Source organism: Phenylobacterium sp. (assembly GCF_044372605.1).
Lineage (GTDB): Bacteria > Pseudomonadota > Alphaproteobacteria > Caulobacterales > Caulobacteraceae > Phenylobacterium.
Map to the genome: position 1 here is coordinate 1 of NZ_JBILRO010000041.1, position 18598 is coordinate 18598.

Below are 18598 nucleotides of genomic sequence, written 5' to 3' on the forward strand. Positions count from 1 at the left end.
CCTGCTCTGGGCTTGGGCAGTTTCGGTCCGGGTACAGCCGCAAACTGGGGTAGCCTGCTCGGAAACCTCGCGGCTCTTCCGGCTGTTGGTCAGGCCCTGGGTCTTGGCGGCGCGCTCAACGGACTGGGCGGCCTCGGCAACGGCGCCTTCGACCTCACCGACGCCATCGCGCCAAAGAGTACGGCAGGCGCTATCGATGGCGTGACATCGCCGTCGATCTGTACAGCCGGCGTCTGCCGACAGTACGTGATCAGCCCGACGACCGGCATCGCGAGCCGCGACCTTGGCGATTCGTCCGACGCCTGGACCGGCACTGCCGGCTTCCAGTGGGAACCGGATGGCGACACCATGGCCTATGCCCGCTACAGCCGCGGCTACAAGGCGTTCGGCTTCTCGGCCGGCGGCTTCCTGGCGGTTCCCAAGGCCAAGGAAGAAACGGTCAATTCGTATGAAGTCGGCCTGAAGAAGAACTTCGGATCGAACATCCAGTTGAACATGTCGGCGTTCTATCTCGACTACCGGGACCTCCAGGCTCCGATCACGGTTCGGGTCGGCGCAACGAACGTCACGCAGTTCGTCAACATCGCGAAGTCGGAGTCCCTGGGCCTCGAAGTCAGCGGCATCTGGCAACCGATCCAGAACGTTCGCCTGACCCTCGACTACGGGTACAACCCCACGAAGATCAAGGAGAGCGTGCTTCTGGTCGACGTGAACGACAACATCAACACCGGCGCCGTCAGCGTCGTCGGAAACGACCTGCCCCAGGCGCCGGAACACAAGCTGGCTCTGAACGGCGCCTACACCTTCGAGATGGACCCGGGCAGACTCACGCTCAGCGCCTCCTATCTCTACCGCTCAGAATCCTACGCCACCGTCTTCAAGCGCACCTACAACTCAGCGAAGTCCTGGGATCAGGTTGATCTGCGGGCCTTCTGGGCGCCGACCGATGGCAAGTACACCCTGATCGGCTACGTGAAGAACGTGTTCAACACCGACGGTTATGCCGCCGCTGTCGCCGCATCGAACCGCAACAATAACCCTGCGATAGCTTCGCAACGGTCCGCCAACGGCGCCCAGAACTTCGAACTCACCCCGCCGCGCCTCTACGGCGTGGAGATCCAGTACCGCTTCTGATCAGCGTAAACGGCTAGCCAACTTGAAGCGCTTCACCGAAAGGTGGGGCGCTTCTTGCGTTAGGGCCGCGTGTTTTCCTGCGTAGCGTCCGGCCTCCGCCGCTCCGAATCCGTCGCTTAAATGAATTGACGGCCTCCCCGGCGTGCTTCAGCTTCGAAATGAAGCGCAAAAAAAAGGCGCTCGCAAAATAGCTGCGGGGAGGCAGTTACATATGAAACTCAAGCACAGCTTGCTGATGTCTGGTGCCTGTATGGTGGCCATGGCCAGCGCGACGGGGGCCCAGGCCCAACAAGGCCAATCCACCAACACCATCGAAGAACTGGTCGTCACCGCCCAGAAGAAGGAGGAAAGCCTCCAGGACGTTCCGATCGCCGTTTCGGCGTTCGACCAGAACGCGCTCGAGAAGGCCAAGATCGACGGGGGCCCCAACTTGGTCCTGGCCGTGCCCAACGTGAACTTCTCCAAGGGCAACTTCACCGGCTATAACTTCCAGATCCGCGGCATCGGCTCGAAGCTGGTGGCGGGTTCAGGCGACGCTGGCACCGGCATTCACCTGAACAACGCCCCCTTGATCGCCAACAACCTGTTCGAGACCGAGTTCTACGACGTGGAACGGGTCGAGGTTCTGCGCGGCCCGCAGGGCACGCTGTACGGACGTAACGCCACGGGCGGCGTCGTCAACCTGATCACCGCCAAGCCCACCGACACCTTCCAGGGCAACATCAGGGCCGAGTACGGCAACTACAATACCCAGAAGCTGCGGGGCATGGTGAACCTGCCGCTGGGCGACAAGTTCGCGCTGCGGCTCGCGGGCAGCATGCTGAAGCGCGACGGATTCGGAAAGAATATCGTCACCGGCAATGACGCGGACGACCGTGACCTCTTCGGCACGCGCGCCTCACTGGCTTTCAATCCGACGGACAGGTTCCGCAGTTGGGTCGTCTGGGACCACTTTGAAGAGGACGACAATCGCTCGCGGATCGGCAAGCAGTTCTGCACAAAAGACAATGGTCCCAACACCGTGGGCGGCGTCGGCTTCTCCGCTGGTGGCGCGGGCGTGATCGAGCGCGGCCTGTTCAGCCAGGGTTGTCAGGCCGTCGGCCTCTACACGCCAGGCATGCTTGGAACGGTCAATTCTCAGGCCACATTGGGTGGTTTGTTCGGCACCTACGCCGGCTTCCAGACCGGTGACGCCTATGCCGGGAAGGTGCAGACCCCCAACATTCGCGACATCGAGTCGACGTTCGATCCGATCTACAAATCCAAGACCGACATCTACCAGTTCAACGCCGAATTCGACGTGTCCGACAACATCACGATGAACTGGCTGACGGCGTTCACCACCTACAAGCTGACAACCCGGCAGGACTACAATCGCTACACGCCCAGCGTGCCCTTCAACACGACGCCGAACCCGATCAATTTGTTTGCAGCCGTGCCCGGCTACGCCACAGCTATCTATCCGTCGCTGTTCCCTGGCGGGGTCATCAACGATCCGCAGAACGGCCGGTTCAACCGGTTTACGACCAGCGACATTTCATCCGGTTACACCACACAGTGGAGCCACGAGATCCGCTTCCAGTCTGATTTCGACGGACCATTCAACTTCAACGTCGGCGGCATTTTCACCCGCTTCCAGGGCACCGGCGACTATTACGTCATGTTCAACACCGGAACCGGCTTCTACCAGCTGAACAACGCCCTCGATCCGCGCAACGGCGGCCCGAACTGCGTGGCCGGCCCCACCTGCGTCGCCATCGACCCGAACAAGGACCCAACCCGGCTGGGCCACAACTATTACGACGCCTATGGCCCCTATGACCTGACGTCCTACGCCGCGTTCGGCGAGCTCTACTGGCAGATGAGCGAAAACTTCAAATGGACGGCCGGCCTGCGCTACACGGTCGACAAGAAAGACGTCGAGAACCACGCGGTCAACCTGGGCACGCCCGGTTCCGGGGTCAGCGGTCCCCTTCCCGGCACCCCGGCCAACCTGAAGGTTTCCTTCAAGGAGACCACCGGCCGCTTCGGGTTCGACTGGAAGCCGGACCTGGCCTTCACCGACGAGACCCTGGTCTATGCCTTCTACTCGCGGGGCTACAAGGCCGGTGGCCTTAACTCTCCTTGCAGCGGAGGCGCCGGCGTGATCTGCGGCCCTCCGACGTTCAAGCCCGAGTTCATCAACTCCTATGAGATCGGCACCAAGAACGCCATCCTCGACGGGACGATGACCCTCAACCTGGGCGCGTTCCACTATGACTACAAAGGCTATCAGATCTCCAAGATTGTGAACCGCGCCTCAACCAACGAGAACATCGACGCCAAGGTCAACGGCGCCGAGTTCGAATCGGTGTGGCAACCGGTGGACGGCCTGCGTCTGAATGCGGCAATCGGTTATCTGGACACCGAAATCCAGAGCACCAGTTCGATCGATACCTTCAACCGCACCCAGTCGAACCCGGCGCTCACTCTGGTGAAGTCCTCCGCGGCCTCAAACTGTGTGGTCACCACGGCGGCGGCGGCGACTGCCCTCTCCATCGCCAAGGCGACGGGCAATCCCTTCGCCCTGACGGCGGTCTGCACCACGGTGTCGACAGCGGGAGCCGGCACCAACATCGGCAGCGGCGCTATCGCCACCGGCACCAACGCCTTCGGTGGCCTTGTATCGGATGGCGTCCCGGTCAATCTGGCCGGTAACCCGCTCCCCAACGCGCCGCACTGGACCATCTCTCTGGGCGCCCAGTACACCATGGAGTTCGGGGACTGGAGCGCCACGATGCGCGGCGATTACTATCACCAGACGGAGTCGGTGACGCGGATCTGGAACAGCGTGCCCGACCGCGTGAAGGGCTGGGACAACGTCAACCTGACCCTCACTGTCGAAAACAAGGACATGGGGATCGAGATAGCCGGCTTCATGAAGAACGCCACCAACGAAAAGGCGATCACCGACACCTATCTGACCGACGACTCCTCGGGTCTCTTCCAGAACGTCTTCTACACCGAGCCCCGCACCTACGGGATCTCGATCACCAAGCGCTGGTAGTCATCAGCCGGCAACACTGAGGGGCGGCGGAGAAGTCCGCCGCCCTTTTTCTTTTGCGTTGTCAGACTGTTGTCGCCGTGACCTGATCGATCCTGGCCGTCCATGCCGCGTCGATTTCCGCCGACCAGTCCGGTCCCGCGAGCTCACGGCACACATCGCGCACAATCCAGAAAAACCGGTCGAAGGTCGGGTTGTCGGTCCCGAATCCATCGTGGTTGACCCGCTCAGTGCGGATCAGATTGTTCTGATAGCCGCCGTCCGCGTGCATCAGACAATCGAACACCATGGTCAGCATTTCGGCGCGGATGGCGCCGCTGACATCGTGGATGAATCTCGGCTCGGTGTCGGGCAACTCCGCGAACAGCCGCGCAAAGATCGGCGCCGTCGGGTCGCCGGCGCGCGCCACCACCGCGTCGAGCGAATTGGCGATCAGGTCCATTGTTGTCTCCCCCATGTGATCGCGTCTTCCCCTGCCCCCGGCCTGGCTATAGTCCTCAATGCAACAAAGCGACGGGGAGCGGAATGGCGTTCGAGGAAATCCTCTACACGGTCGAAAACGGCGTGGGTGTGATCACGCTCAACCGGCCAGCCTATCGAAACGCCCAGGGCTACCGGATGCTCGACGAGATCGACGCGGCCTTCGATCTTGCGCTGATCGACCCTGCTGTTCGCGTGGTGCTGGTGCGCGGCGCCGGCGGGGTGTTTTCCACGGGTCACGACCTGGGCACACCGGAAGCCCTCGAATACCGCCACAGCCTTGGGGCAAAGCCTGGCATCGAGACCTACGATCAGTTCAAGAAGTACAATCTCGACCTGCTGCTGAAGTGGCGGAACTTCCCCAAACCCACCATCGCCATGGTCGAAGGCTACTGCATCTATGCCGGCTGGATGCTCGCGGCGGCCATGGATGTGGTGTTCGCGGGCGATGACGCCGAATTCCTGGCTGGCTTCGTCGAGTACATGTCGATTCCCTGGGACATCGGAATCCGCCGCGCCAAGGAGCTCGTTTTTGAAAGCCGCTTCATCAGCGCTGACGACGCCGCGCGATATGGCTTCGTGAACCGGGTGCTGCCCAAAGCCGATCTGGAGCGTGAAACCTTCGCCTGGGCACGACGCGTGGCCGAGAACAGCCCGGAAGCTCTGCGGATGGCCAAGATCCAGATGAATAAGGCCCAGGACGCCCAGGGCTTCACCCAGGCACTGGAAGACAGCCTTGGCGACTATGTGGCCATGATGTGGATGCCCGGCACCGAAATGCAGGCGCCCGGAACCCGCCGACTGCACACCGTTGATCTGGCCGTCAGAGGCCGGCGCGGTGAGCGCTTTGGCCTGCCCAAAGCCCAACCCTCAGAAGCGAGCTGACCCATGAGCAACACCTTCCGCGCCCTGCGCCTGCACAAGACCGACGCGGCGCCTGACGCCCGGTTCGAGGACCTGGGTCTTGACGATCTGATGGACGGTGACGTGGTGGTTCGCGTCGAGTGTTCGACCGTCAACTTCAAGGACGGCCTGGCGCTGACGGGCAAGTCGCCCGTGGTCCGCGTGTGGCCGTTGATCCCGGGCATCGATTTCTCCGGCGTTGTCGAGAGCTCGACGCATCAGGGTTTCAAGGCCGGCGAGCGCGTTGTGCTCAACGGCTGGGGCGTCGGCGAGGCGCACCACGGCGGCTACGCCCAGAAGGCGCGGGTCAAGGGTGACTGGCTGGTCAAGCTGCCCGACGACATCAGTAACCGACAGGCCATGGTCATCGGCACGGCCGGCTATACCGCCATGCTCAGCGTACTGGCGCTGGAGCGGCTGGGCGTCACGCCGGACAAGGGCGACATCCTGGTCACCGGCGCCGCGGGCGGCGTCGGCAGCGTGGCCGTGGCTCTGCTCGCGAAGCTCGGCTACCGGGTCGTGGCCTCATCGCGCCGCAAGGATAGCGAGAGCGCCTATCTCATGGGCCTGGGCGCGGCCGAGGTGCTGGACGCCGCTGAACTCTCGGCGCCAGGACGACCGCTGGCCAAGGAGCGTTGGGCAGGTGCCGTGGACTCCGTGGGCAGCCACACGCTGGCCAATGTACTGGCCCAGACACGATACGGCGGCGTGGTTACGGCCTGCGGTCTGGCCCAGGGCATGGACCTGCCCGGATCGGTCGCGCCGTTCATCCTGCGCGGCGTGACCCTGGCCGGGATCGACAGCGTCATGCGGCCGACGCCGGACCGGGTGGAAGCCTGGACCCGACTGGCCCGCGATATGGACCGGGCTAAACTCGACGCCATGACCACTGACGCCAACCTAACTGACCTGCCCCGGCTGGCGGCAGAAATCATGGAGGGCAAGGTGCGGGGCCGCGTGGTCGTAGACGTGAACGGGTAGCCGCCTAGAGTACGACAGCTTGAAGTGGATGCCGGTTCCAGCGCCCGTCGTGCTCTAAATGTATGAAAACGAGCCTGTTTATCCGGTTCAGATGATTCCATCTGAACCGGACAGGCTCTAGCCTAAAGCGCGCCCTCGATCGCCGAGACCAGCCCTGCGTCCCGAGGCTCGATGCGCGGGCCGAACGCCTGCAGCGCTGCGCCATCCTTGCCAATCAGGATCTTGTGGAAGTTCCAGATCGGAACCGCTGGCTCGCCGAGCGCGGCCTGCGCCCACTTGTAGAATGGATGGGCATCGTCGCCCTTCACATCGACCTTGGAAGTCATCGGAAAGTCGATGCCGAAGGTGGTGCTGCAAAAGGTCTCGATGTCGGCTTCTGTGCCGGGCTCCTGCCCCATGAACTGGTTGCAGGGAACACCCAGCACGACGAGACCCTGGTCCTTGTAGTCTGAGTACAGTTTCTCGAGGCCATCGTACTGCGGGGTGAGGCCGCACTTCGATGCGGTGTTGACCACCAGCACGACCTTGTCCCGGAAGGTCGAGAGCGGCAGCGGGCCGCCCTTGATCGAGCTGAATTCGTAATCGAAGGCATTGGCCATGGCGCGGGTCTCCTGCTGGGTTGCGCGCAGGCTAGCCCCCTTACGCGGCGTTCTCCAACGCCTGTTCGACAGCCAGGGCCAGATCAAGGGCGGCAATAGCTTCCTGTGCCGTCACCACCGGCCTGGCGGCCTCGCCACGCACGGCCGCCAGAAAGCCGGCCAGACTGGCCCCCAGGGGATCGGCCGCCGCCGCCGTGCTCGCGAAGTCCGGGTTCAGCGCAAACGGCGTTGTGTTGCGGAAGGTGCGCGCCAGGAAATCCACCTCGACTTCACCAGAGGGATAGACGATCCGCATGGTCCGGCGCCGTTCCGGGGCCAGTCGCGAGACATCAAGAATGGCGGTCAGACCGCTCTCGAAGGTGATCTCCGCGCGGGCCTGATCCCAAACGCCATTGGGGCCCAGGACCCCCTCCCCCTCGGCCGTCACCGGATCCGAACCGGCAACCGTCAGCAGCAGGTCCAGATCGTGGATCATCAGGTCCAGCACCGCCGATACGTCCTGACTCCGAGGTGACGGCGGACCGTGGCGCGTGGATTCCAGCAGCAATGGCGTCTGCCCTGTGTCCAGAAGTCCCATAGCCTGGAAGACCACCCGCTCCTGGTGTCCACACGCCAGGATCAGTCCCCTTTTGGCCGCCGCGGCGCGCAGGCGTTCTGCGTCAGCCACGTCTACGCCGATGGGTTTTTCCACATAGACATGTTTGCCCGCCGCGATGGCCGCCATCGCCTGTTCCACATGAAAGGTCGCGGGCGATGCGACCGTGACCACATCCACGGCCTCCAGGAAGGTTTCAAGGTCGGCAAAGGCCCGCCCGCCCAGCGGCATGGCGACCGCGGCGGCGCGGTCCGGTTGGCTGTCGAAGACGCCGGAAAAGCTGATCCCCGTCATCCCGGCGTACTGGCGCGCATGATAGCCGCCGAATACCCCCGCCCCGATGACGCCGCCTCGCAAAGTCTGAACCATGGAAACTCCGGACTGGGCGCGCGCGTTACCATACGCTGAGCCCTCGACGCCACCCGCGCAGGGTCCTACACCGCTTCTAACCAGAACGGGATGCAGGGACTGACCATGACCACCTATCGCGAAATCCGCCTCAAGAGCCGTCCAGTCGGTGTTCCGAAGGACGAAAACTTCGAGATCGCCTCGGTCGATCTGCCCGCGCCCGGCGCCGGCGAGGTGCAGGTCAGGAACCTCTGGATGACGGTCGACCCCTACATGCGGGGCCGCATGAACGACGTGAAGAGCTACTCCCCGCCCTTCGCGCTCGGAAAGGTGATGGACGGCGGCGCCGTCGGCGAGGTGGTGGCGTCCGGAGATCCCGGCCTGAAGGTCGGTGATCTGGTGCAGTCAGGCTTTGGCTGGCGCGAGGGCTTCAACGCCCCCGCCGGTCAGGTGCAGAAGCTGGAGACCATGGGCCTGGCGCCGCAGGCGTTCCTCGGCGCAGCCGGAATGCCGGGCCTGACCGCCTATGTCGGCCTGCTCAAGATCGCGGCGCTGAAGGACGGTGACGTTGTGTTCGTTTCGGGCGCGGCCGGCGCGGTCGGCTCCATGGTAGCCCAGATCGCCAAGGCGAAGGGCCATACCGTGATTGGTACGGCTGGTGGCGCGGACAAGATCGCCTACCTCAAGTCCATCGGCGTCGACCACGCGATCGACTACAAGGTCGAGAAGGATCTGACGGCGGCGCTGGCCAAGGCCGCGCCGGACGGCATCGACGTCTATTTCGACAACGTCGGCGGAGATCATCTGGTCGCCGCCCTGAACGCCGCCCGCCCGTTCGCGCGGTTCGCGCTGTGTGGGGCGATCTCGATGTACAACGCCACCGAGATGCCCGCCGGTCCGAACAATCTGGTCCAGATGGTGGGCAAGCAACTGCGGATGGAAGGCTTCATCGTCTCCAGCTCATGGGACATGATGCCGGCGTTCCTGAGCGACCTGTCCGGCTGGGTGAAGGATGGCAAGGTTTCCTGGAAGGAGACCGTCTTCGAAGGTATCGAAAAGGCGCCCGACGCGTTCCGGGGCCTGTTCTCCGGCGAAAACCTCGGCAAGATGCTGGTCAAACTCGCCTAGAGCCTGTCCGGTTCAGACGGAATCATCTGAACCGGATAAAAAGGCTCGTTCTCATATGTTTAGAGCACGACGGGCGCTTGAACCGGTATCCACTTCAAGCTGTCGTGCTCTGAGCGCTGGACCACACCGGGCGGGGGCGTAAAAGCCCCCGTCAGATTCAGAAGTATCGGAGTTCTCAGTGCCGCGCCTCTTCAGCGCCTACGTGATTGTCGACTGGAGCGCGGCCGCCAAGCCGACGACAGGCGCGGATTCCATCTGGATCGGCGTGCTCAAGCGCGACATTCGCTTCCGCATGGCCTTCGAGAGTTTCAACCCGTCGACGCGGGCCGAGGCCGAGACGCGACTGAACCTCATCCTTGATGACCTCAGGAAGCGCGGCGAACGCGTGCTTCTCGGCTTTGACTTCCCACTTGGGTTTCCCCGTGGCTTCGCGGCCGCGCTGAGCCTGCCCGGCGACGAACCCTGGCGCGCGGTCTGGGACCAGCTCAACAAGATGGTCAAGGACAAGCCCGACAATCTCAACAACCGCTTTGGCGTCGGCTCCGAGATCAACCGGCGCATGACCGGCGGCCCGTTCCCGTTCTGGGGCTGCCCGCCCAAGGACACGCTCACCACCCTGCAGCCCAAGCGCTCCCGCCCGCACGGCCCTGATGATCTGCCGGAGTTCCGTTATGCGGACGAAGCGGCAAAGGGCGCGTCGTCGATCTGGAAGCTCTATTACAACGGCTCGGTGGGCGGTCAGGCGATTCTCGGCATCCCGTTCGTGCGTCGTCAAAAGGTCGCCCGTGGCGATGGGTTCAGAGCCTGGCCGTTCGAGACCGGGTTCAAGGCGCTGACCGAGAAAGACCTAGAGGGCGTTGAGGTCGTGGTGGCGGAAGTCTATCCGTCACTCCTGAAGCCTGCCGTGGCGCCGGGCGAGGTGAAGGACCTGGCGCAGGTTCGCACCACCGCCGAACACTTCGCGCGCCTGGACGAGGCGAACAAGCTGGGCGCGCTGTTCGCGCCGCCCAAGGGCACGCCCGATACAGTGGTGGCCGACGCCGAACGCGAGGAAGGCTGGATTCTGGGCGCAGGGGCCTAGAGCTCCCGACGGCTCAGCATCCAGAACCGGCCCAGCAACAGCCCACACGAAATGAAGGTGGCGATCACGATGGCCCAGATGATTCCGTTGACGCCCAGCGCCATCGGGATAGCCAGCCACCAGGCGAGCGGTGCCATGATCACCACGTAGCTGAGCAGGTGGGTATAGCTGGGAACCCACACATCGCCGCGCGCGCGGAGCGATTGGGCCACTACCACCTGGATCGCGTCCGGGAAAAAGAACAGGCAGCTGATGACCAGCGCAGGGGCGGCCATTGCGATCGTGGCAGCGTCCTTTGTGTAGCCCGAGGCGATCAATTCCGCCGTGGGCCAGATGATCCCCGAGACCAGCAGGCCGAAGGCCGCCGCCACGCCGAAGGCCACAACCGCGGCCCGGTTCACCGCGGCACGGTCCCTCGCCCCATACGCCTTGCCCACAAGCACGGCGGCGCCCGTCGCCAGGCCCAGAGGAACCATGAACACAATCGAGGCGACATTGAGCGCGATGGCGAAGGCGGCGACCGCCAGGCCGCCGATCCAGCCGGCGATGATGTTCATGCCCGCAAAGGAGGCCACCTCGAAGAAGTTGGAGGCCCCGGCGCCATAGCCGATCTGGCGTTGCTCAACCTCTGCGGCGCGATCACGCTCAGGCTTACGGAACACGCCCAGCGCCCGCGCCTCCGGCATTCTCGCGATGAAAACCAGCATGGCGATCACGAGAAACGCCCGCGCGCCCGTGGTGGCCCAGGCCCCGCCTACCGCCCCCAGCGCTGGCCATCCCAACGTACCCGGCACCAGCAAAAGCAGCAGGCCCAGATTCACCACATTCGCCGCCCACATGGCCCATGCGCCGGGTCCCGGGCGGGACTGGCCTTCCAGCCACATGCTCGCGGTCACCGCCAGACCGTAGAACGGGAGCGACAGGGCAAAGATCGTCAGGACTTCCGATGAGCCGGCCGCCAGGTCCGGCTCCAGTCCGATGGCATGCATGAACGGCGGCCCAGCCGCGATCAGCACGAACATCGAGACCAGCCCGATCCAGAAACTGTAGACCAGCCCCCGCCGCAAGACCGCGCCGGTCAGATCGCGACGCCCCTCCCCGATCCGCCGGGCCGTCATGACATTCACGCCGGTCAACAATCCGATGGCGAAGGTCAGCACCACGCTGGTCGGGGCCCAGGCCAGTGCGTGATAGCCAAGTTCCTGGGCGGAGTATCGCCCCACGACGATCGTATCGCACAGCCCCATGGCCATGATGCCAAGACGCGAGATCACGACCGGGCCGGATAGGCCCAGGAGTGACATCAGGTCAGTGCGAACGGGGCCGAGACGCCCCCCGGAATCGGCGGGCTCAGGGGCCGCTAGGCGGTCCATGGCGCGAATCCTAGGTTTTCAAAGAGAGGCGGACACTGGCGCAAGCGGCAAAGCCGGGCAAGCCGGGTTCCGCCCGTTTCGCCGCGCCTGTAGCACATTGCGTGGACGACGTATCCGGGCGACCTTCAGTCTGCGCGAAACGTGGGGGAGTTGCTGGTGTCGCACATCACAGAACGCAGGGTGTGTGCGGAAGTCGAGGGCGGCTTCGTGCTTTTCCTGATCGGCATGCGGATCAACAAGCCGTGGAAATTCTGGAAGTGGGGACCGATCGCGGCGGCCATGCCGCGCATGCTGATCGAATTGGCCAGACAGCCGGAACTGGGGCTGCTGCATGCGCGCACTCATTTCAACTTTCCGAACATCATGGTCGTGCAGTACTGGCGCGACTTCGACGCCCTGGAGGACTACGCCAAGGCCCGTGATCACGCTCATCTGCCAGCCTGGCAGGCGTTCAACAAGGCCATCGGGTCCAACGGCGACGTTGGCATCTGGCACGAGACCTATGTGATCGGCCCCGGCCAGTACGAGAACATCTACAACAACATGCCGCCCTATGGTCTGGGCACCGTCGGAACCATTGTCGATGCCGTCGGTGGCCGACAGGCGGCGCGGCAGCGGGTCAGGTCGGGGACCTAAACGCCCCCCATCGCCCGCTGCGCGACAACCCCGGTGTCATCCTTCAGCTTCTCCGCCACCAGGAACGCCAGTTCCAGCGCCTGCTCGCCGTTCAGCCTCGGGTCGCAGTGGGTGTGGTAACGGTCGGCCAGGTCACCCTCGGCCACAGCCCGCGCGCCGCCCAGGCACTCTGTGACGTTCTGGCCTGTCATTTCCAGGTGAACGCCACCCGGGTGGACACCCTCGGCCTTGCAGATCTCGATGAAGCTTTTGACCTCGGAGAGGATCCGGTCGAACGGCCGGGTCTTGTAGCCGTTGTTGGCGGTCAGGGTGTTGCCGTGCATCGGGTCGATGGCCCAGACGACATTGCGGCCCGACGCCTTGGTGGCGCGCAGCAGTTCCGGCAGCCGCGCGGCGATCTTGTCCGAGCCGAAGCGGCCGTAAAGCGTGATGCGTCCGGCTTCGTCCGCGGGGTTCAGCGTGTCGATCAAGCGCAACACGTCGTCGCCCTCCATGGTCGGGCCACACTTGATGCCGATCGGATTACGGATGCCGCGGAAGAACTCCACATGCGCCCCGTCCAGCTGGCGTGTGCGTTCGCCGATCCAAAGCAGGTGGGCGGAGGTATCATACCATTCGCCCGAGGTGCTATCGACCCGGGTCATGGCTTCCTCATAGCCCAGCAGCAGGCCCTCGTGGCTGGTGAAGAACTCCACCTGGCGCAGGGTGGGCTGGCTCTCGGGCGTGACGCCGATGGCCTCCATGAACTGCAGGGTCTCGCTGATCTTGTCGGCGAACTCGCGGTATCGCGCGCCCTGGGGGCTGTCGGCGACGAACCCCAGGGTCCAGCGATGGATGTTGTGCAGATCGGCATAGCCGCCGCCGGCGAAGGCGCGGATCAGGTTCAGGGTCGATGAGGACTGGGCATAGGCCTGCATCAGCCGCTGCGGATCGGGGATCCGGGCCTCCGGCGTGAACTCCATGCCGTTGATATTGTCGCCACGATAGGACGGCAGCTCGACACCATCGATCACCTCGACGGGCGAGGAGCGCGGCTTGCCGAACTGGCCGGCCATGCGGCCCACCTTCACAACCGGCTTGCCGCCCGCAAACGTCAGCACAACCGCCATCTGCAGGATCAGCCGGAACAGGTCGCGTATATTGTCCGCGTGGAATTCCTTGAAGCTTTCGGCGCAGTCGCCGCCCTGCAGCAGGAACGCCTTACCCGCCGCCACATCGGCCAGCTTGCTCTTCAGGCGCCGCGCCTCACCCGCAAAAACCAGGGGCGGCATCCGGCGAAGGTCTGTCTCGACACGCGTCAGCTCGGCCAGGTCCGGATAGTCGGCCGGGATATGCTTGGCGGGTTTGGCTCTCCAGGAGGCCGGGGTCCAGTGTTCGGTCATGGCTCTAACGTCAGAAGCCGCCGGGGTTTCGGCGGGCCGGGCGTTTTACGCGCATTGTCGGGCGGCGTCGACGGGGTTGGTTTCAGGCGGTTTTCGGCGCGGTCTCCGCGAGCGCCACGATCACGGCGACAAGTGCGGCCAGCGCCAGCCACCACTCCTGCCAAACCCCGAAGCTGACGAAACCGAAGAATAGATAGACCGAGGCGGACCCTGCCGATGCGGCGGTCAGCAGGGTACGATCCTCCCGGACCAGGCGCCGGAACAGGAATGCCCAGGTGAGCGCGGCCAGCACAGCCCCAATAGCCCCCAGCTCCAGCCAGATCTGCAAGGCGCCATTGTGCGGGTGGAGCTGTATCGAAGGGCTGAATGCCCGGCTGGCGTCGAGGCCCCAACCGCGCCAGGGATGTTCGGAAATCCGCGCGATGGCAAAGGCCCAGTAGCCCATCCGCTGTTCCCAGGAGACCGGGAGGTTTGCGCCGAACCCGCCCAGCCGAACCAGCAGGATCAGCACCGGCATCACCAGCATCAACAACGCAGCGACTATCGCCAGAGCTTTCGGCGCAGAGCGGGGCCAGATCCAGACTGCCCCGCCAGCCGCGAGCGCCAGCGCCACAGCAAGCACCGGAGCATCGGACAGGAAGCGCTGGGCCAGCACCACCGTTCCCAACACCATAAGCCCTCCCAGCCAGCGGGGCGCACCGGCCCGCGCGCCGGCGACAGCCGCCACCGGCCAAAGCAGCGCCAGAACAAAGGCGCCCTGCGCCAGGTTCTTGCGACCCAGGTCCGGCCGGATCGGGTCATTCATCAGATTGCGCAGCGCCTGATAGACGCCGCCATTTGTCAGGGCCTCCACCAGCAGCAGGCCGCCATAGGCCGCCAGCCCCCAGGCCAGAACCCTGAGCGCCAAAGCCGCCAGTCCCGGATCGGCGCGCCGCGCGCCACACCAGGCCGCATAGTAGAGCGGCAGCTGAGCGGCCAGTTTCAGAGCGACACTATCCTCCAGGCTCTGGGCAGGATGAAACGTCCAGAGTGTGGACAGCGCCGCCCAGGCAAGGCCGAACAACAGGATGATCGCCAGCGGCGCTTCCGGTTCGCGAAGGCGCAGCGCCGGCAAACAAAGCAGGCCGGCAAGCGCCACCAGCGCGGCAAACCCCAGCGGTCCCAGCCACGCCATGAGCGGCGTCAGCCCGGCCACGCCCACCATCACCCATCCGCACCAGGTTGCCAGGCGATCAGGAGCGACACGCGGCGCTGGCCCTTGGTCTGCGGGCGCCGTCAAGGGGTCTGTCCTGCACAGTCCCGGCGAAGCAGGCTCACGCCACTGCGCCCAGAGACGGCGGCGCCACCTTGTCGCGCATTGTCACCAGTTCCTCGGCCAGTGTCGGGTGTACCGCGCAGGTCGCGTCCCATTGCGGCTTGGTCACACCCATCTTCATGGCGATCGCCGCCATCTGGATGATCTCTGGCCCATCGGGGGCGACCACATGGCAGCCCAGGATGCGCTCGCCGGCCTGTTCCACAACCAGCTTGATCATCGCCCGCTGATGGCCGCCGTAGAAGGTCTCCTTCATCGGCCGGAACTTCGACATGTAGATATCGACCTTTCCGTACTTGTGGCGGGCGTCCGCCTCGGACAGGCCAACCGACCCTATCTGTGGCTGGGTGAAGACGGCCGAGGCCACCATCTCGTGGTCGAAGGTGGTCGGGTTGTTGAAGAACTCGGTCTGGGCGAACGCTGCACCCTCCCGGATCGCCACCGGGGTCAGGTTTATGCGGTCGGTCACGTCACCCACGGCCCAGATATTGTCGACGCTGCTGCGGGAGTATTCGTCGACCTTCACGGCGCCGTTCTCGGTCACGGCGACGCCCGCGGCGTCGAGGCCCAGACCCTCGGTGTAGGGTTCGCGGCCGAGCGCGAACATCACGACGTCCGTCGTGGTGGCGTGGCCATCGGAACACCGGCTGACAAGACCGTCCGCGGTCTTCTCGATGTCGGTGATGCGTGTCCCCAGCCGCACCTTGATCCCGCGCGCCTCCATCTCCTCGGCCACATGGCTGCGGATGTCATCGTCAAAACCGCGAAGCACGTTCGGGCCCCGGTGAACCACCGTCGTATCCACACCCAGGCCATTGAAGATGCAGGCGAACTCAAGCGCGATATAGCCTCCACCCGCCACCACAATGCGCTTTGGAAGCTGCTCCAGGTGAAACGCCTCATTGGAGGTTATGGCGTGCTCGATGCCGGAAACGTCCGTCGGCATCCAGGGTCGACCGCCGGTGGCGACCAGGATCTTGCCGGCCGTCACGGTTCCGTGGCCTTCCACATTGATCGTATGGCGGTCGGTGAGGCGGGCCTTGCCGTGGAACAGTTCGGCGCCGGCGTTCTGCAGGTTGCGGACATAGATGCCGGAGAGCCGCGCAATCTCGATGTCCTTGGCCATCAGGAACTTCGGCCAGTCAAACCGTGTCTCTCCGATCTCCCAGCCATAGCCCCGGGATGTATCGAAAGATTTTGAATATTCAGAGGCATAGACCATGAACTTCTTGGGCACACAGCCGCGGATCACACAGGTACCGCCCACCCGGCTTTCCTCCGCCACGGCGACCCGCGCGCCCGACATCGCAGCCAGACGTGCAGCGCGCACGCCGCCCGAACCGGCGCCGATGACGAAGAGATCATAGTCATAGTCGGCCATGCCAGTTACCTAGGGTTCGAGTTCAAACACGCCGTCGGGGCCGCCGATCAGCGCGCAATCGGCCAGATCGAGAAACAGGCCGTGATCGACCACGCCGGTGACGCTCTTCAGCGCCGCCGCCAGCATCGCCGGTTCCTCTATGCGCCCGCACGCCACATCATAGATCAGATTGCCGCCGTCCGTGCGGACCGGCTCGCCGTCGCGCCGTCGCAGCGCCGGCATCATGCCGATCTCGCACTCGGCGAGGACGTCGCAAATTCTCAACGCCGTGATCTTGTGACCGAACGCCACCACCTCGATGGGTAGCGCGAACTTGCCAAGCGTTTTCACATGCTTGGCGGCGTCGGCAATCACCACGCAGCGGCTCGAGGCCTCCCAGACCAGCTTCTCGCGTAGCAGGGCCGCGCCCCCGCCCTTGATCAGCGACAGGCCCGGCCCGATCTCGTCGGCGCCGTCAACGGTCAGGTCGATGGTGCGGGTGTCGCCCAGCTGGGCGATGCGAATGCCAAGGCTGGTCGCCAGATCGGCGGTGGCCTGCGAGGTGGGCACGCCCACGATGTCCAGCTTCCGCGCGGCGAGGGCGCGCACGAACCACGCGGCGGTGGAGCCGGTACCCAGACCCACCACCATGTCCGCTTCAACAAGTTTGGCGGCCGCTTCGCCCGCGGCGCGCTTCTGGCCGTCGACATCGATCATTTCGCCGCAGCCTTCTTTCTCGCCGCCATCACCTGCCGGAAGCGCGCCGCCCAGCCGGCCTTCTCGATCTGGGTTCCCCGTTCCAGCGCCAGGGCGTCGGCCGCCACGTCCTTCGTGATCACCGAGCCGGACCCGATATAGGCGCCCTCGCCCACCGAGATCGGCGCCACCAGGGCGCTGTTGGAGCCCACAAAGGCCCCGGCCCCCACATGGGTGTCATATTTGAAGAAGCCGTCGTAGTTGCAGAAGATGGTGCCCGCCCCGATGTTGGCGCCCGCCCCCACCGACCCGTCGCCGAGGTAGCTCAGGTGATTGGCCTTGGCGCCCTTTCCGACAGTGACCTTCTTCACCTCCACGAAGTTGCCGATGTGGGCCTCCTCGCCGATGTCGGCGCCGGGACGTAGTCGCGCATAGGGGCCGACCAGCGCGCCCGCGCGCACGATCGCGCCCTCCAGATGGCTGAAGGCCCGGATTACCGCACCGGTCTCCACCCTGACCCCGGGGGCGAACACGACATAGGGCTCAACCGTGGCGCCGGGCGCCAGATCCGTGTCCCAGGAAAAATGCACCGTCTCGGGCGCCGGCATGGCCACGCCGTGCGCCAGAAACTGCTCGCGGCGCCGGCGCTGGAAGATCGCCTCGGCCTGCGCCAGCTGCGCCTGGGTGTCGGCCCCCATCACCGCCGATTCCGGGGCGATGTTGGCCCGAACCACGGCCTCCTCATGGGTCGCTTCAGACACGATATCGGTGATGAAGTACTCGCCCTTGGGGTTGTCGTTCTTCACCCGACCCAGCCAGCGGAAGAGGTCCCTGGCGTGAGCCACATACATGCCGCCGTTGCAAAGCTTGACCGAACGGATCTCTTCCGTGGCCTGGCTCGGCTCGACAATCCGGATCACATGGCCGTCCGCGCCCCGCAGCACCCGGCCATAGAGCAACGGATCGTGCGGCTCGAAGCCCATGATGGCCAGCGCCGCACCCTTGGCGCGAAGGGTGAACAGATATTCCAGGTCCTGGGGCGAGAGCAGCGGGCAGTCGCCGTTCACCACCAGGACATCGCCCTCGAAGTCAGCCAGCACATCGCGCGCCGCCAGCACCGCATGGCCGGTGCCGAGCGGCGGGTCCTGCAGCACAGGTGCGCCTTCACCCAGTCGTTCCACGGCGCGCGCACGCACCTCCGGGCTATGATTGCCCACCACCACATGGATCGGGTCGCAGCCGGCCGCCTGCACGGTGTCGATCACCCGGTCCAGCAAGCTGCGCCCGCCCACCTTGTGCAGGACCTTGGGGATCGGCGACTTCATCCGCGTGCCCTGGCCGGCGGCCATGATCACGGCAGCGCGTGCGGTCATTCGGTGTTCCCCCCGGGCGAACTGAGTCTTTCTGGAATAAGGACTTAGCAAGCCTTGTGGCGACGCGCGAGAAACAGCTAGCCTCTCCTCCACGTTCCAGGGGGAAATTCATGACAACGCGCGCCTCCCTCGCCGGCGCCACCATCGCCTTCGATCTCGACGGCACCCTGG

Annotated in this window: 16 protein-coding genes; 7 read left to right on the forward strand and 9 right to left on the reverse strand. The window is 64.7% G+C overall.

The genetic code is table 11. The features are described from left to right. A partial coding sequence (locus ACIQ42_RS05755; protein ID WP_397421256.1) for a TonB-dependent receptor occupies window positions 1-1134 on the forward strand: 1134 nt, incomplete at its 5' end. A gap of 211 nt (window positions 1135-1345) precedes the next feature. Then, on the forward strand, window positions 1346-4180 hold the full coding sequence (locus tag ACIQ42_RS05760) for a TonB-dependent receptor (RefSeq protein ID WP_397421257.1): 2835 nt from the start codon (window positions 1346-1348) through the stop codon (window positions 4178-4180). 61 nt (window positions 4181-4241) lie between these two features. Here the strand turns inward: ACIQ42_RS05760 and ACIQ42_RS05765 are convergent, their stop codons facing one another. Beyond that, window positions 4242-4619 carry a globin gene (locus tag ACIQ42_RS05765; protein ID WP_397421258.1) on the reverse strand — a complete coding sequence of 126 codons (378 nt, stop codon included), beginning with the start codon at window positions 4617-4619 and terminating at the stop codon, window positions 4242-4244. Window positions 4620-4702: 83 nt separating this feature from the next. On the opposite strand from ACIQ42_RS05765, the gene ACIQ42_RS05770 reads away from it, so the two are divergent. Further along, complete coding sequence (locus ACIQ42_RS05770) at window positions 4703-5542, forward strand: enoyl-CoA hydratase-related protein (protein ID WP_397421259.1); 840 nt, start codon at window positions 4703-4705, stop codon at window positions 5540-5542. A gap of 3 nt (window positions 5543-5545) precedes the next feature. Beyond that, window positions 5546-6541, forward strand: coding sequence for an MDR family oxidoreductase (locus tag ACIQ42_RS05775; protein WP_397421260.1), 996 nt, complete (start codon window positions 5546-5548; stop codon window positions 6539-6541). 122 nt (window positions 6542-6663) lie between these two features. On the opposite strand, the gene ACIQ42_RS05780 is transcribed toward ACIQ42_RS05775, so the two are convergent. Then, on the reverse strand, window positions 6664-7140 hold the full coding sequence (locus tag ACIQ42_RS05780) for a glutathione peroxidase (protein WP_397421261.1): 477 nt from the start codon (window positions 7138-7140) through the stop codon (window positions 6664-6666). Between the two features lie 40 nt (window positions 7141-7180). Continuing rightward, the gene (locus ACIQ42_RS05785; protein ID WP_397421262.1) at window positions 7181-8104 is read right to left on the reverse strand and encodes a Gfo/Idh/MocA family protein; all 924 of its coding nucleotides are present in this window, start codon (window positions 8102-8104) and stop codon (window positions 7181-7183) included. A gap of 105 nt (window positions 8105-8209) precedes the next feature. Between ACIQ42_RS05785 and ACIQ42_RS05790 the strand changes: the two genes are divergently transcribed. Together ACIQ42_RS05790 and ACIQ42_RS05795 are read left to right on the forward strand one after the other, a co-directional pair. Next, window positions 8210-9211 (forward strand): NADP-dependent oxidoreductase, encoded by a 1002-nt coding sequence (locus ACIQ42_RS05790; RefSeq protein WP_397421263.1) that lies wholly within the window; start codon window positions 8210-8212, stop codon window positions 9209-9211. 178 nt (window positions 9212-9389) lie between these two features. Further along, window positions 9390-10292 carry a cobalamin biosynthesis protein CbiG gene (locus tag ACIQ42_RS05795; RefSeq protein ID WP_397421264.1) on the forward strand — a complete coding sequence of 301 codons (903 nt, stop codon included), beginning with the start codon at window positions 9390-9392 and terminating at the stop codon, window positions 10290-10292. Here ACIQ42_RS05795 and ACIQ42_RS05800 read toward each other — a convergent pair. Further along, a complete protein-coding gene (locus ACIQ42_RS05800) occupies window positions 10289-11665 on the reverse strand; it encodes an MATE family efflux transporter (protein ID WP_397421265.1) in 1377 nt (458 codons plus the stop codon). The genes ACIQ42_RS05795 and ACIQ42_RS05800 overlap by 4 nt on opposite strands. A gap of 156 nt (window positions 11666-11821) precedes the next feature. Here ACIQ42_RS05800 and ACIQ42_RS05805 point away from each other — a divergent pair, with 156 nt between their 5' ends. Continuing rightward, a complete protein-coding gene (locus ACIQ42_RS05805; protein ID WP_397421266.1) occupies window positions 11822-12301 on the forward strand; it encodes a DUF4188 domain-containing protein in 480 nt (159 codons plus the stop codon). Here the strand turns inward: ACIQ42_RS05805 and ACIQ42_RS05810 are convergent. The 5 genes from ACIQ42_RS05810 to glmU form a co-directional block, all read right to left on the reverse strand. Next, window positions 12298-13683: a class II 3-deoxy-7-phosphoheptulonate synthase gene (locus ACIQ42_RS05810; RefSeq protein WP_397421267.1), complete on the reverse strand. Its 1386-nt coding sequence runs from the start codon at window positions 13681-13683 to the stop codon at window positions 12298-12300. The genes ACIQ42_RS05805 and ACIQ42_RS05810 overlap by 4 nt on opposite strands. Window positions 13684-13765: 82 nt before the next feature. After that, window positions 13766-14962 (reverse strand): O-antigen ligase family protein, encoded by a 1197-nt coding sequence (locus ACIQ42_RS05815; protein ID WP_397421268.1) that lies wholly within the window; start codon window positions 14960-14962, stop codon window positions 13766-13768. A 34-nt stretch (window positions 14963-14996) separates the two neighbouring features. Continuing rightward, window positions 14997-16379 (reverse strand): glutathione-disulfide reductase, encoded by a 1383-nt coding sequence (gor, locus tag ACIQ42_RS05820; protein WP_397421269.1) that lies wholly within the window; start codon window positions 16377-16379, stop codon window positions 14997-14999. Between the two features lie 9 nt (window positions 16380-16388). Then, the gene (rpiA, locus tag ACIQ42_RS05825) at window positions 16389-17072 is read right to left on the reverse strand and encodes a ribose-5-phosphate isomerase RpiA (RefSeq protein WP_397401684.1); all 684 of its coding nucleotides are present in this window, start codon (window positions 17070-17072) and stop codon (window positions 16389-16391) included. Then, window positions 17072-18427 carry a bifunctional UDP-N-acetylglucosamine diphosphorylase/glucosamine-1-phosphate N-acetyltransferase GlmU gene (gene glmU, locus ACIQ42_RS05830; protein WP_397421270.1) on the reverse strand — a complete coding sequence of 452 codons (1356 nt, stop codon included), beginning with the start codon at window positions 18425-18427 and terminating at the stop codon, window positions 17072-17074. The genes rpiA and glmU overlap by 1 nt, the downstream gene beginning before the upstream one ends. Window positions 18428-18598 lie beyond the last annotated feature (171 nt).

Bases quoted from the DNA above. Each gene is read 5' to 3' on its own strand.
- ACIQ42_RS05785 (WP_397421262.1), bottom strand. From the start codon at position 8,104: ATGGTTCAGACTTTGCGAGGCGGCGTCATCGGGGCGGGGGTATTCGGC.
- glmU (WP_397421270.1), bottom strand. From the start codon at position 18,427: ATGACCGCACGCGCTGCCGTGATCATGGCCGCCGGCCAGGGCACGCGG.
- ACIQ42_RS05765 (WP_397421258.1), bottom strand. From the start codon at position 4,619: ATGGACCTGATCGCCAATTCGCTCGACGCGGTGGTGGCGCGCGCCGGC.
- ACIQ42_RS05780 (WP_397421261.1), bottom strand. From the start codon at position 7,140: ATGGCCAATGCCTTCGATTACGAATTCAGCTCGATCAAGGGCGGCCCG.
- ACIQ42_RS05790 (WP_397421263.1), top strand. From the start codon at position 8,210: ATGACCACCTATCGCGAAATCCGCCTCAAGAGCCGTCCAGTCGGTGTT.
- ACIQ42_RS05800 (WP_397421265.1), bottom strand. From the start codon at position 11,665: ATGGACCGCCTAGCGGCCCCTGAGCCCGCCGATTCCGGGGGGCGTCTC.
- gor (WP_397421269.1), bottom strand. From the start codon at position 16,379: ATGGCCGACTATGACTATGATCTCTTCGTCATCGGCGCCGGTTCGGGC.
- ACIQ42_RS05760 (WP_397421257.1), top strand. From the start codon at position 1,346: ATGAAACTCAAGCACAGCTTGCTGATGTCTGGTGCCTGTATGGTGGCC.
- ACIQ42_RS05810 (WP_397421267.1), bottom strand. From the start codon at position 13,683: ATGACCGAACACTGGACCCCGGCCTCCTGGAGAGCCAAACCCGCCAAG.
- ACIQ42_RS05775 (WP_397421260.1), top strand. From the start codon at position 5,546: ATGAGCAACACCTTCCGCGCCCTGCGCCTGCACAAGACCGACGCGGCG.
- ACIQ42_RS05770 (WP_397421259.1), top strand. From the start codon at position 4,703: ATGGCGTTCGAGGAAATCCTCTACACGGTCGAAAACGGCGTGGGTGTG.